The following is a 13,150-nucleotide window of genomic DNA, read 5'->3' as shown; positions in this document are numbered from 1 at the left end:
GAACTGGACATGACGGAGGCGTACCGTGCGGCGCGAATCCTGACCATGAATCCCGGGTGCCCCGAGATCGTGGACGGCTGCATCCTGGTCGACGGCGGCCGCATCGTCGCTGTCGCCCCCTGGAAGGAGGCGTCGGGGCCGTGCCGTAATCTGGGCGACGTGACGCTGGTGCCCGGGCTGATCAACGCGCACGCCCACCTGGAGCTGTCCCATCTGGCGGGCAGGCTTTCAGCCGGGCAGGGGTTCGAGGCCTGGGCGGACGGGTTGTTCGCGGCCCTGCGCGCCCAGCGGGTGTGCCGGGCCGATGTGGAGGGCGCAGCGGCCGCGGCCCGGAACTCCGGCACCTGCTTCATAGCGGACGTTGTCGGTCGGGAGGCGGTGATGGTCCGCAGCGTCCTGGAGGCCGAAGGAATGGGCGGGCACCTTTTCCGCGAATTGTCCGGGTGGCGAGGTCTGCCCGATTTCTCCGCCGCTGACTGGCGCGGACCCTGGAGCCCGTCGGTGCACGCCCTCTATTCCACGGCCCCGGCCCTGGCCAGGGAGGCCAAGGGTTGGTGCGTCTCGCGCGACCTTCCCTTCAGCCTGCACCTGGCCGAAGTGCCGGGGGAGAACGAGCTGTTCCAGGGGCGCGGCGGGGAGTTCGCCGAATTTCTGCGCGCCCGCCGCATCCTGCCCAAGGGGTTCGTCCCGCCCGGCATGAGCGCCGTTGCGTACGCTTCCGAACTCGGCCTGCTGGATGGCCGGACGCTGGCCGTGCACTGCGTCCACGTGGACGAGACCGACATCGGGATTCTCGTCCGCAGCGGCGCCGGAATCTGCCTCTGCCCCCGCAGCAACGAACGCATTGGGGTGGGCGAGGCTCCGGTCGCGGCCCTTCATGCCGCCGGTGTGACGCTGTGCCTGGGCACGGATTCCCTGGCCTCCAACGACGACCTGAACCTCTGGGCGGAACTGCGGACGGTCCGCGCCCTGCTGCCCACGGACATCCCCCTTTGGGACCTTTTGGCCATGGTCACCACCCACCCCGCCAAGGTTCTGGGCCTGGGCGGCGAGTACGGCAGCCTCGAAGCCGGCAAGCGCGCCGTCTGGGCCGTGCTGCCTCCCGATTTCTTCGTGCGTTCCTGACGCCCGGCCGGTTACGCCGTGCTGCGGCTGCAGATGAGCCCGATGCTCGCCATGGCCAGGACGCACCCGAGCAGGTGCGGCCACGCCACGTTCTGCCCGAGAAAGTGCGCCGAAACAGCCAGGGCGCTGACCGGGAGGATGCCCGTGAATATGCCGGCCACCGAGGCCGAAACCTTCGTCACCCCGGCAAACCAGCACAGGTAGGCGATGATGGTCACGGCCACGGCGTAGTAGAGGACGCACCACCAAGCCTCCATGGGCAGGGCAGAGAAGTCGAAGCCCCAGGCCTGGGACAGCCCCAGGGGCATGAAGAAGAGCGTCGCCAGGACGCTGATGATGCTCGATGTCGCCAGGGGGGAAAGCTTCTCGGGGATGGACTTGCGGACCAGCAGGAACAGGGACTCCACGACCACGGCCGCGGCGACCAGCAGGTTGCCGCGCCAGGAGCCGTCGGGCCCGTCCTGCGCCCCGGCCAGGTTGAGGATGGCTATGCCCGTCACGGACAGGGCGATGCCGGCCATGATGCGTCCGCCCGGACGTTCCCCTAGAATGATCCAGGCCAGAAGACCCATGCAGGCGGGCGTCGTGCTGGTGATGATTCCGGCCGAGGCCGGCGAGGTCCAGCGCAGCCCGTGCAGCACGAAGATGGTGAAGAGCGCCGACCCGCAGAGGGTCTGAACCGCCAGGATGAGCCAGCTGCGCGGGCGCAGGCGCGGCGGGTGCGGTTCGATCCACAGCCAGAAAGGGACGATGATGGCGCTGGCCAGGGCGAAGCGCAGCAGCGAGCCCAGATGGATGGGGAAGTGGCGGATCATGATTTCGCCGGCCACGACGGAACTCCCGACGAGGGCCATGGCCGCGGCCAGACAGAGATGGGGAAGAATGCGTGTCATAAAGCCTCCGTGGGGGGAGGCTTTACGCATTCCCGGGGTCGGTGTTTTGTACGATCTTGCGGAAATGGCCCGGTGTGACGCCGCACTGGCGGCGAAAAAGCCGTGTCAGGTGGCTCTGGTCGGCGAACCCGCATTCCGCGGCGATCCGAGCCAACGGCAGTTGCGTGGCGAGGAGGTTCTTGGCCATGTCCACCCGCAGCTGGGTAAGGAATGCGTGAGGGGTCTGCCCGGTGGTTTCCGCGAAAACCCGGAGCAGGTGATAGGGGCTCAGGCCCGATGCCTTCGCGACGTCATCGAGCCGCGGCGCGTCGGCGGCGTGCGCACGCAGAAATTCCTCGGCCCGCCTCACGGCCGCCCGTTGCGGGCCTTTGCGGCCGGGCTTGCCGCCTCGTTCCGCATGGGCGTGGATCCACCGGGTGAGCAGCAGGAGCAGGCTCGACTCCTTTTCCAGAACGCAGACGGACGGGTCGGAGAGACGGATGTGGGCCGCGCGGATGGCGTCCGCCAGCCCGGGATCACTCAGGACTCCGGCCCTGAAGTCCGGCAGCCCCAGTTCCAGCTCCCCGGCCGCGTCCCGCACCAGTTCCGGCGAAAGGTAGAGCATGCGGTAGGTCCAGCCATCGGGGCCGGCAGACCGGCCGTCGTGGCACTCTCCCGGGACGACCAGATTGACCTCTCCCGCGCAGGCCACGTGGTCCCGGTGCAGGTAGCGGAAAGCCAGGGCGCCGCTTTCGATGACGCCCAAGGCGTACCCGTCGTGGCTGTGACGCGAGAACGTCTGCCGGCGGTAGCTGGCGTGCAGTAGGTCGAGACCTTCCAGACAGTGCGGGCGGGTGAGCGTGGCGGTGTCGGGGGACATGTCCGGCCCATGTCAGAGCGCGGCGGAGATGGCAAGGCGGCTTTCGTGAAGGGGAATGCGCAGAGGCGTGAGGGTGGCGGAAGCGTATAGGAGTCGAACCTACCGAAGACCTCTCGACCTTCCACCGGTTTTGAAGACCGGGCGCCACACCGGTGACGATACGCTTCCCCCTCGGGAGGCACGTATCTATCAATGCACCGGACAATGATCAAGGTTTTCGGGCTACCTTTCAAAAAAGGTGCGTTTTGGCGAAAATTTACTTGTCATTCCTGAAACTGAACTTAACAATCACATCTCGTTCAGCTAAGCATGAACCCACTACGACGACAAAGACGGCCGGTGACGAGGGACCTGTGACGACCCGGCTTATGGAGGTTTTCTCATTTGAACAGTTTTTCCAAGAATCTGGTCCTCTGGGCCGCGATCTGCATGGTCATGATTGTCCTGTTCAATCTGTTCAATCAGCCGCCCGTGCCGCCCAATGATCTCAACTACACGGAATTTCTGACCAAGGTCCGTCAGGGCGAGGTCACCAGCGTCAAGATTCAAGGCTCGCGAATCACCGGCGTGCTGGTCAACGACCAGCGTTTCAGCTCCTATTCGCCCAACGATCCGACCCTGGTCGACACGCTGGTCAAGAACAACGTGCAGGTCAAGGCCGAGCCTGAGGAGGACGCACCCTGGTACATGACGGTGCTCATCTCCTGGTTCCCCATGCTCCTTTTGATCGGCGTCTGGATCTTCTTCATGCGCCAGATGCAGGGCGGCGGCGGCAAGGCCATGTCCTTCGGCCGCTCCAGGGCCAAGATGGTCACCCAGGAGGAGACCAAGGTCACCTTCGCCGACGTGGCCGGCGTGGACGAGGCCAAGGAGGAATTGCAGGAGATCGTCGACTTCCTGAGCAACCCCAAGAAATTCACCCGTCTGGGCGGGCGCATCCCCAAGGGCGTGCTGCTGGTCGGCGGCCCCGGCACGGGCAAGACCCTGCTGGCCCGGGCCGTGGCCGGCGAGGCCGGGGTGCCCTTCTTCTCCATCTCCGGCTCCGACTTCGTCGAGATGTTCGTCGGCGTGGGCGCTGCCCGCGTGCGCGACCTGTTCATCCAGGGCAAGAAGAACGCGCCCTGCCTCATCTTCATCGACGAGATCGACGCCGTGGGCCGTCAGCGCGGCGCGGGTCTCGGCGGCGGCCACGACGAGCGCGAGCAGACCCTCAATGCCATGCTCGTCGAGATGGACGGCTTCGAGTCCAACGAAGGCGTCATCCTCATCGCCGCCACCAACCGTCCCGACGTCCTCGACCCGGCCCTGCTGCGCCCCGGCCGCTTCGATCGACAGGTCGTGGTCCCCAACCCCGACCTCAAGGGCCGCAAGCGCATCCTCGAAGTGCACACGAGAAAGACGCCCCTGTCGCCCGAGGTGGACCTCGACGTCCTGGCCCGCGGCACGCCCGGCTTCTCCGGCGCGGACCTCGAGAACCTGGTCAACGAGGCGGCCCTGCACGCCGCCAAGCTGAGCCAGGACAAGGTCACCATGCTCGACTTCGAGGAGGCCAAGGACAAGGTCATGATGGGCAAGGAGCGTCGCTCCATGATCCTGAGCGACGAGGAGAAGAAGACCACGGCCTACCACGAGGCCGGGCACACCCTGGTGGCCAAGTTCCTGCCGGGCACGGACCCCATCCACAAGGTGTCCATCATCCCCCGCGGCCGCGCCCTGGGCGTGACCATGCAGCTGCCCGTGGACGACCGCCACACCTACTCCAAGACCTATCTCCAGAACAACCTGGCCGTGCTCTTCGGCGGCCGGGCGGCCGAGGAGATCGTCTTCAACTCCATCACCACCGGCGCGGGCAACGACATCGAGCGCGCCACGGCCATGGCCAAGCGGATGGTCTGCGAGTGGGGCATGAGCGAGGAGTTCGGTCCCATGGCCCTGGGCAAGAAGGACGACGAGGTCTTCCTGGGCCGCGACATGGCCCACATCAAGGACTACAGCGACGAGACCGCCAAGCTCATCGACCTCGAGGTCAAGCGTATCCTGGGCGACGCCTACAACCGCGCCAAGACCATCCTGCAGGACAACCTCGAACTCCTGCACGCCCTGTCCCTGTCCCTCATCGAACGTGAGACGCTCACGGGCGAGGAGGTGGCCAAGATCATCCAGGGAGAGCCCCTGGCCCCGCAGGGCAACGGCGGCCGGAATGCGGCCGGCGGTGCGGCCGAGGCTTCGTCCGCCGAGGCGGGCGATGAGGGCTTCGCCCTGGACGAGGGGGACGCGGGCGACAAGGCGGGAGAGTAGCGCATGTCCCGGGGGAGAGCAGACAACGTCTCCTGGGATGTGCTCAGGGGCAGGACCCTCGGTCCTGCCCCCTTTTTTGTCGTCGGAATCCTGAACGCCACCCCGGATTCGTTCTACGACGGCGGCGGCGCCTGCGATGCCGGGGCGCTGGTGGACAAGGCACTGCATCTTCTTGACCGAGGCGCGGACATTCTGGATATTGGCGGCGAGAGCACCAGGCCCTTCGCCGAAGCGGTCCCGGCGGACGTCGAACTGCAGCGCGTCCTGCCGGTGGTCGAGGGGGTGCTCCGGGCACACCCGGACGCTGTCCTGTCCGTCGACACGACCAAGGCCTGCGTGGCCAGGGCCTGCCTGGAGGCCGGCGCCGTCATCGTCAACGACGTTTCGGCCATGGGTGCGGACCCGGGGCTCATGGACGTGGTGGCCGACCTGAAGCCCGGCTATGTGCTCATGCACAGCCAGGGCGCTCCCGGGAACATGCAGGTCGCGCCGAGATACGACGATGTCGTGGACGAGATCAGGGCGTTTTTCGCCGCACGTCTCGAAGCGCTGGTGCGGGCCGGAGTACCCGATGGGAACGTGGTCCTGGACCCCGGCATCGGGTTCGGCAAGACCCTGGAACACAACCTGGAGATCCTGCAGAATATCGAGCGGTTTTTCGAGTTCGGGCGGCCGGTGTACATGGGCCTTTCCAACAAGTCGCTGTGGAAGGGCCTGCTGGGGCGCGACGGCAGGGATCGCAACGCCCCTACCCTGGCGGCCACGGTGGCGCTCTACGGTCGGGGGGTGCGCATCCACCGCGTGCATGAGGTGCGGGAGACGCGCGACGGCCTGCTGGTCGCGCGGGCATTGGCGGGAGAAGGGGAGGTCGGGTGCTGAGCTACACCATCGGCAATTTGCAAGTCACCTGGAAGGACATCCTGGACGTCCTGCTGGTGGGCTACATCTTTTTCCGGATCATCCTGCTGATCAAGGGCACCCGCGCCGTTTCCGTCATCTACGGTCTGCTGCTCATCGTCATCGCCTACTTCGCGGCCGGGGAATTCGGCCTGTACACGCTCAACTGGCTGCTGGGCAATTTTCTGGGCTCCATCTTCCTCGTGGTCATCATCCTGTTCCGCCGGGACATCCGCAAGGCCCTTGCCGTCATGGGCGCGACCACGATTTTCAAGAAGGACACCGTGCAGACGGCGGTCCTCGACGACCTCATCCTGGCCCTGGTGCAGATGGCCAAGAGCAAGACCGGGGCGCTTATCGTCATCGAGCGCAACATCCCCCTTGGGGACGTGGTCTCGGGCGGCATCGAACTGCACGCCGCCTTCAGCAAGGACCTGCTCCTGACCATCTTTCATCAGGACACGCCCCTGCACGACGGCGCCGTCATCATCCGCGACAACCGCATTGAGGCCGCGGCGTGCATCCTGCCCCTGGCCGTGGGCCTCAAGCACGAGGCCGCACTGGGCACGCGGCACCGCGCGGCCATCGGCGTGACCGAGGAGACCGACGCCGTGGCCCTCATCGTGTCCGAGGAGCGGGGCAGCATATCCCTGGCCGTGGGCGGGCGCATCACGAGCAGCCTCAATGAGGTCCGCCTGAAGAAAGTTCTTGCCGCTGCGTTGAGGAAATGATGTGGAATAACTGGCAATACAGAGCGCTGGCCCTGCTTCTGGCTTTGGCGTGCTGGTATGTGGTCTCGGGGCAGGAGAAGGTCGAGACGTGGCTCGAGGTGCCGCTCGAATTCGTGAACCTTCCCCAGCAGATGGAGATCACCTCCGGGCTGGTCAACAAGCTGCAGGTGCGCATACGCGGCACGAGCAACCAGGTCCGGTCCCTGAACACGGGCCGGCTGGCCTACAAGCTCGATCTGGCCAAGGTTCAGGTCGGGACCAACGTCATTCCGCTCGTGCCCGAGAGCATGGCCATCACCTCGGCGGTGGAGGTCGTCGAGATCAACCCGACGCGTCTTGAACTCGTGGCCGACGTCATGGTTTCCAAGAGCGTGCCGGTTCATCTTGACTGGGAAGGACTGCCCGGCGAAGACATGCAGTTCAAGAACGCCACCGTGGTACCGGATCAGGTCACCGTGACCGGGTTCGCCAGCGCCTTGGAGAAGGTGGACAGGGTGCCCACGGTGCGAGTGCAGGTTCCCGCGGACGGCAGCCTCACGGCGTCGGGCAGGGCCCGCCTGCTGCTCCCTCCGGATGTGCGCACGTCCGTGGCCTCCGTCAGCTATGACCTGCATTTCGGGCACATCAAGCAGGAAATCTGGATCAAGGTGAACCTGGAGGCCGTCGAGTACCCTTCCTTCACCTACGTCATGGAACCCAAGTTCGCGCGCGTCAGGCTGCTCGTGCCGGTGCGGCTCCTCAAGGACAAGGATTGGCGGGAGAAGCTGCGCATGACGGTGGACCCCGGGGCCAATCCTGCTCTCGGGCAGAGCGTCGTCAAGCCCGAGTACATTTTCCCGGACGGGGTGGAACTGCTGGAATCCAAGCCTGAGGAAATTGAAATCATCGTGCAGCGCAACGAGTCGCTGACCCCATAAGAGGAGAGCGGATGGGCAGACTTTTCGGAACGGATGGAATCAGGGGACGCGTCAACAGCCACCCCATGCAGCCGGAACTCGTGCTGCGACTCGGGTTGGCCGCGGGCCAGTATTTCCGCAACGGCAGCAGGCGGCACAGGGTCGTCATCGGCAAGGACACGCGGCTTTCGGGGTACGTCTTCGAGTCGGCCCTGACCTCGGGCTTCTGCGCCGCCGGCATGGACGTCTTCCTGGTCGGCCCCATGCCGACCCCGGCCATCAGCTTCCTGACGCGCAGCATGCGCGCCGACCTGGGTGTGGTCATCTCCGCCTCCCACAACCCCTACATGGACAATGGCATCAAGTTCTTCGACAAGGACGGCTTCAAGCTGGCCGACGAGGCAGAGAACGAGATCGCGGCCATGGTCACCAACCCGGATTTCGCCTGGGACTACCCGGCCTACGATCAGGTCGGCCGGGCCAGGAAGATTCAGGACAGCCCGGGGCGCTACATCGTCGAACTCAAGCACAGCTTTCCGGCGGGCATGACCCTGGACGGCCTGACCATCGTTCTCGACTGCGCCCACGGGGCCGCGTACCGCGTCGCGCCGCTCATCTTCGAGGAGCTCGGCGCCAAGGTCGTGACTCTCGGCGTGGAGCCCGACGGCCTGAACATCAACAAGGGCTGCGGCTCCCTGCACCCCGAAGGCCTTGCGGCCAAGATCCGGGAGCATCGGGCCGACATCGGCCTGGCCCTGGACGGGGACGCCGACCGGCTCATCGTGGTCGACGAGCACGGAACCGTGCTCGACGGGGACCAGATCATGGCCGTTTGCGCGGACGAGATGCTGTCCCGCGGGACCCTCGCCGGCAACACGCTGGTCGCCACGGTCATGAGCAACATGGCCCTGGAGGTCTTCATGCAGGAGCGCGGCGGCCGGCTGGTGCGGACCAAGGTCGGCGACCGATACGTCGTTGAGGAAATGCGCAGGGGAGGGTATCTTCTCGGCGGGGAACAGTCCGGCCACCTGGTCTTCATGGAGCATTCGACCACGGGCGACGGGACCCTGGCGGCGCTGCAGCTGCTGCGCATCATGGTCGCCAGACAGCGTTCCATCTCCGAGATTGCCGGGCTGTTGACGCCTTTCCCCCAGAAGCTCGTCAACGTGAAGGTCAAGCGGAAAGTCCCCTTCGCCGACGTGCCATCCATCCAGGCGGCGGTGAAGAACGCGGAGGAGCGGCTGGGCAGGACGGGTCGCGTTCTGCTGCGCTATTCCGGGACCGAGTCCCTGGCCCGCATCATGGTCGAAGCCCGGGATGAGTCTCTGGTCAACGACCTGTGCGACGATCTGACCCAGGCCGTGGAGTCGGGACTGGCCTGAAATCGAAATTTTGAGGAGCGGGAACGCCCGCCCTCGTCGGGTATAAACAAGGAGCGATCCATGCAGGTACGTAAAGTTGTCATTCCGGTGGCAGGGTGGGGAACCAGATCACTTCCGGCGACCAAGAATGTGCCCAAGGAAATTCTGCCGGTGTTCCGGAAGCCCTCCATCCAATATATCGTGGAGGAGGCCATCGCCTCGGGCCTGTCGGACGTGGTTTTCGTCAACAACCAGAACAAGCGCATCATCGAGGACCATTTCGACTACAACCTCGCCCTGGAGCAGCTGCTGGAACGCAAGGGGCAGACGGATCTGCTGGCCGAGGTGCGCAAGGTGGCCATGATGGCCAACATCATCGTCGTGCGCCAGAAGGAGCAGCTGGGCCTGGGACATGCGGTGCTCTGCGCGCGGGAGGTCGTCAAGGACGAGCCCTTCGCCGTCATGGTCGGCGACGACCTCATGTTCAACCGCGACCCCGGCATCAACCAGCTCCTCGAAGTCTGGAAGAACGAGCGCATGCCTGTGGTCGGCGTCATGGAAGTGCCGCGCGACCGCGTCAGCAAGTACGGCATCATCGACGCCGAGGAGTTCGCGCCCGGATTGTACCGCATCCGCGGCGTGAAGGAGAAGCCCGACATGGAGAGCGCGCCGTCGCGCCTGGCCCTGGTGGGCCGCTACGTGCTGACGCCCGAGGTCTTCAAGCATCTCGAAGGGCTGAATCCCGACCACACCGGCGAGATTCAGCTGACCGACGCCCTGCAGTCCATGGCGCGGGAGAACCGCCTCCTGGCCGTGAAGCTGCGCGGACAGCGCTTCGACGTGGGCGACTGGGTCGACTACCTGACCGCCAACATCTACTTCGCCCTGCAGGACGAGGATCTGCGCTACGATCTCATCGCCCGCCTGCGCGAACTGATCCCGCCCTCCCGCTAGACGCGATCCCGATTCTCACGGGGGAACGGGCCGGTCCGTTCCCCCTCTCTTTTTCGTGGAGCCCATGAGTCAGTACTGTTCCGTCCTCCTCCTCTGCGCCCCCTACAGCGCCCTGACGTATTCCCTGCCCGCGTCCCTGCCGCGGGAAATGTGGCGGGAGGGCGTGCGCGCCATCGTTCCCTTGGGACGGTCGCTGCGGGTGGGGGTGATCGTGGGGATGGACGTGCCCGCACCCGAAGGGTGCGCGTGCCGCGACGTGGTCTGGCCCGTGGACCTGGAACCTTTTTTTTCGGCCGCGTACCTCGATTTCATCCGCGACCTTTCCGTGCGCCAGATGGACGCGCCGGGGCGGATCCTGGCCCGCGTGCTGCCGTCGGCGTTGCGCGAGGTCCCGTCCTTCCGGGCCCGCGACGGCCGGATCGTCCCCCTGGGCGAACTGGACGGGAGCGGGGACCGCGCCGGTCTGACCGCGGCGTGGCTGGATGGCGGATTCTCGCCCGTCGTGGCTCAGCGCCGGACAGACAGGCTTTACTCCCTGACCTCCGAACCGCCGTGGGCCGTCCGCCCGCAGGCCACGGCCCAGCTCGACGTCCTGCGTTATCTGGACGTTCACGGCGTGTCGTCCTCCAAGGCCCTGGCCGGGCATTTCGGCAAAAGCGTCGCGCAGGTGCTGGGCACCCTGGCGCGCAAGGGTCTGGTCCGGGAAGTCGAGTCCGCGTTCGAAGCCGCGGACGTCTGCGCGCCGAGCCCGGTGCAACTGACCCTCACGCCCGAACAGGAACGGGCCGTGGACGGGTTCTGGAGGCTCCTTCTGGCCGACGCGCCCGAGTCGGCGCTGCTGTTCGGCGTGACGGGCAGCGGCAAGACGGCCGTGTACATGGAACTGGCCCGGCGGGCCCTGTGCAGCGGCCGGCATGTCATGCTTCTGGCCCCGGAAGTGGCCATCGCCCTGAAACTGTACGAGGACGTGCGATCGGCCCTGCCCGAGGCGCAGGTGCGGCTGTTTCACGGATACCTGGCCGCGGGGGAGCGGCTGCGGACGTTTGCGGAGCTGGCCGGCAGGACGGAGCCCTGCATCGTCGTCGGCACCAGGTCGAGCCTCTTTCTGCCGCTGGAACCGGGGCTTGTCATCCTCGACGAGGAGCACGACGCCTCCTTCAAGCAGGACGAGGGGCTGGTCTACCAGGCCAGGGAGCTGGCCTACGGCCGCATCTCCCGCAGCGGCGGGCTTCTGCTCATGGGGTCGGCCACGCCGGATGTGAAGGTCTTTCATGCGGCCCGCAGCGGCGGCATCGCCGTGGAATCGCTCACAAGCCGCATCGGCGAGTCGCGGCTGCCCGAGGTCACGCTGGTGGACCTGCGCTCCGAGCCGCCAGAGCACGGGCCCTTCGCCACGTCCGTGCGCGACGCGCTGGTGGCGGCGATCCAGGCCGGGGAGCAGGCGATCATCCTGCACAACAGGCGCGGCTACGCCCCTGTCCTCTACTGCGAGGCCTGCGACACGCCCCTGAAGTGCCCGCACTGCCAGGTCTCCCTGACGCTGCACAAGCGGCGCGAACTGCTGCTGTGCCATTATTGTGGCCACACGCTGCTCTTCCCCCTGTCCTGCCCGTCGTGCAGGGGACACGAGTTTCTGCCTCTGGGGGCCGGGACCGAGCGCCTGGAGGAGTTCCTGCGCGACGAACTGCCTCAGGACACGCGCATCCTGCGCCTGGATCGCGACACGGCCCGCCGGGCTGGCTCCATGCAGGACACGCTGTCGGCCTTCGCCAGGCAGGAGGCCCAGGTCCTGGTCGGCACGCAGATGCTCAGTAAGGGGCACCATTTTCCGAACGTGACCCTGGTGGTGGTCGTGGACGGCGACCTGGGCTTGAATCTTCCGGATTACAGGGCTACGGAACGGTCGTTCCAGATGCTCGTGCAGGTGGCGGGAAGGGCCGGCCGCGGGGACAAGCCCGGCCGGGTGCTGATCCAGACCAGAAACCCCGGGCATTACTGCTGGCAGTATATTCGCGACAACGATTACGAAGGTTTTTTCGACAGGGAGATCGCCCTGCGCCGGGCCATGGGTTATCCCCCCTTCGTCAAGCTGGCCCTGGTGCGCATCTCCCTGCCAACGGACCTGCCCGAGGGCGAACTGCTGGCGAGCTTCGGCGGCCGCATCCGCGCCCTGGGGGCGGCGTCCGGGGTGAGGGTTCTGGGGCCGGCGCCGGCGCCGCTGGCCGTGCTGCGCGGACGGAAGCGCTTCCAGTGCCTGCTCAAGGCCGACAGCTGGCCGGCCATCAGGGGGGTGTGCGCCGAAATGCGCAAGACGCTGCGTACGGAAAAAAATGTCCGCATGTCCGTGGATCTCGATCCCGTGGACATGCTCTAGCCGTTTCATACCCGAGGGGAAAAATGAAGAATATCAGAGTGGCCGATGTCCTTTTGTCCGAGTCGGAAGTGCCGTCGCTGGTGGTCCAGGGCTGGGTGCGGACCAAGCGGGAGAGTAAGGAGTTCGTCTTCCTTGAGATCAATGACGGCTCGTGCCTGAAGAACCTGCAGGCCATCGTCGACGCCGGGGCCGAGGGGTTCGGGCTGATGGAGAAGGTCGGGACGGGCGCGGCGGTCCGCCTGGAGGGAGCGTTGGTGGAGTCTCCGGGACAGGGCCAGAAGTGGGAGCTCAAGGCCCACAGCCTGGAAATCCTGGGCGAGGCGGACCCGAGCTACCCGCTTCAGAAGAAGCGACACACCGACGAGTACCTGCGCACCATCGCCCATCTGCGTCCCCGCACCAACAAGTTCGGCGCCCTGAACCGCATCCGGGCGGAGCTGTCCTACGGCGTGCACCGTTTCTTCCACGAGCAGGGATTCTTCCATGTTCATGCGCCCATCATCACGGGCTCGGACTGCGAGGGCGCCGGCGAGATGTTCCAGGTCACGACCCTGAATCTGAGTGATGTGCCCAAAAAAGGCGGCAAGGCGGACTTCGACCAGGATTTCTTCGGCAAGGAGGCGTCCCTGACCGTGTCCGGTCAGCTCGCGGCCGAGAATCTGGCCTGCGCCCTGGGTCGGGTCTATACTTTCGGACCCACCTTCCGCGCCGAGAATTCCAACACGCCCAAGCACGCGGCCGAGTTCTGGATGATCGAGCCGG

The 13,150-nt window shown here is 66.1% G+C and carries 11 protein-coding genes and 1 tRNA gene (1 of these 12 running past the window's edge); 9 read left to right on the top strand and 3 right to left on the bottom strand.

Going from position 1 to position 13,150, the window contains the following annotated elements:
- Nucleotides 1–9 precede the first annotated feature (9 nt).
- Entirely contained in the window at nt 10–1,125 is a 1,116-nt protein-coding gene (locus ACZ5AC_RS11860; RefSeq protein ID WP_464247815.1) for an amidohydrolase family protein, read from the top strand.
- 11 nt (nt 1,126–1,136) lie between these two features.
- Here ACZ5AC_RS11860 and ACZ5AC_RS11855 read toward each other — a convergent pair whose 3' ends face one another.
- The 3 genes from ACZ5AC_RS11855 to ACZ5AC_RS11845 form a co-directional block, all read right to left on the bottom strand.
- Nucleotides 1,137–2,018: a DMT family transporter gene (locus tag ACZ5AC_RS11855; RefSeq protein ID WP_464247814.1), complete on the bottom strand. Its 882-nt coding sequence runs from the start codon at nt 2,016–2,018 to the stop codon at nt 1,137–1,139.
- 22 nt (nt 2,019–2,040) lie between these two features.
- Entirely contained in the window at nt 2,041–2,877 is an 837-nt protein-coding gene (locus ACZ5AC_RS11850; protein ID WP_464247813.1) for a helix-turn-helix domain-containing protein, read from the bottom strand.
- A 74-nt stretch (nt 2,878–2,951) separates the two neighbouring features.
- Nucleotides 2,952–3,045 (bottom strand) — tRNA-Sec (locus ACZ5AC_RS11845).
- A 216-nt stretch (nt 3,046–3,261) separates the two neighbouring features.
- On the opposite strand from ACZ5AC_RS11845, the gene ftsH reads away from it, so the two are divergent.
- The 8 genes from ftsH to asnS form a co-directional block, all read left to right on the top strand.
- Nucleotides 3,262–5,175: an ATP-dependent zinc metalloprotease FtsH gene (gene ftsH / locus ACZ5AC_RS11840; protein WP_464247812.1), complete on the top strand. Its 1,914-nt coding sequence runs from the start codon at nt 3,262–3,264 to the stop codon at nt 5,173–5,175.
- 3 nt (nt 5,176–5,178) lie between these two features.
- Nucleotides 5,179–6,054, top strand: a complete 876-nt coding sequence (folP, locus tag ACZ5AC_RS11835) for a dihydropteroate synthase (protein ID WP_464247811.1) — start codon at nt 5,179–5,181, stop codon at nt 6,052–6,054.
- Nucleotides 6,048–6,803, top strand: coding sequence for a diadenylate cyclase CdaA (cdaA, locus tag ACZ5AC_RS11830; RefSeq protein WP_464247810.1), 756 nt, complete (start codon nt 6,048–6,050; stop codon nt 6,801–6,803). The genes folP and cdaA overlap by 7 nt, the downstream gene beginning before the upstream one ends.
- On the top strand, nt 6,803–7,720 hold the full coding sequence (locus tag ACZ5AC_RS11825; protein ID WP_464247809.1) for a CdaR family protein: 918 nt from the start codon (nt 6,803–6,805) through the stop codon (nt 7,718–7,720). Before cdaA ends, ACZ5AC_RS11825 begins: the two co-directional genes overlap by 1 nt.
- Before the next feature lie 11 nt (nt 7,721–7,731).
- A complete protein-coding gene (glmM, locus tag ACZ5AC_RS11820; RefSeq protein ID WP_464247808.1) occupies nt 7,732–9,081 on the top strand; it encodes a phosphoglucosamine mutase in 1,350 nt (449 codons plus the stop codon).
- A 60-nt stretch (nt 9,082–9,141) separates the two neighbouring features.
- Nucleotides 9,142–10,014: a UTP--glucose-1-phosphate uridylyltransferase GalU gene (gene galU / locus ACZ5AC_RS11815; RefSeq protein WP_464247807.1), complete on the top strand. Its 873-nt coding sequence runs from the start codon at nt 9,142–9,144 to the stop codon at nt 10,012–10,014.
- Nucleotides 10,015–10,078: 64 nt separating this feature from the next.
- Nucleotides 10,079–12,388: a replication restart helicase PriA gene (gene priA / locus ACZ5AC_RS11810; RefSeq protein ID WP_464247806.1), complete on the top strand. Its 2,310-nt coding sequence runs from the start codon at nt 10,079–10,081 to the stop codon at nt 12,386–12,388.
- 23 nt (nt 12,389–12,411) lie between these two features.
- On the top strand, nt 12,412–13,150 hold the 5' portion of the coding sequence (asnS, locus tag ACZ5AC_RS11805) for an asparagine--tRNA ligase (RefSeq protein ID WP_464247805.1). The gene runs 644 nt beyond the window's last position; 739 of the gene's 1,383 nt are visible here — the first part of the coding sequence; the start codon lies at nt 12,412–12,414; the stop codon falls past the right edge of the window.

The sequence above is a fragment of the Desulfomicrobium aestuarii genome, assembly GCF_055385525.1.
This window is presented reverse-complemented; position numbering and strand designations above follow the sequence as displayed.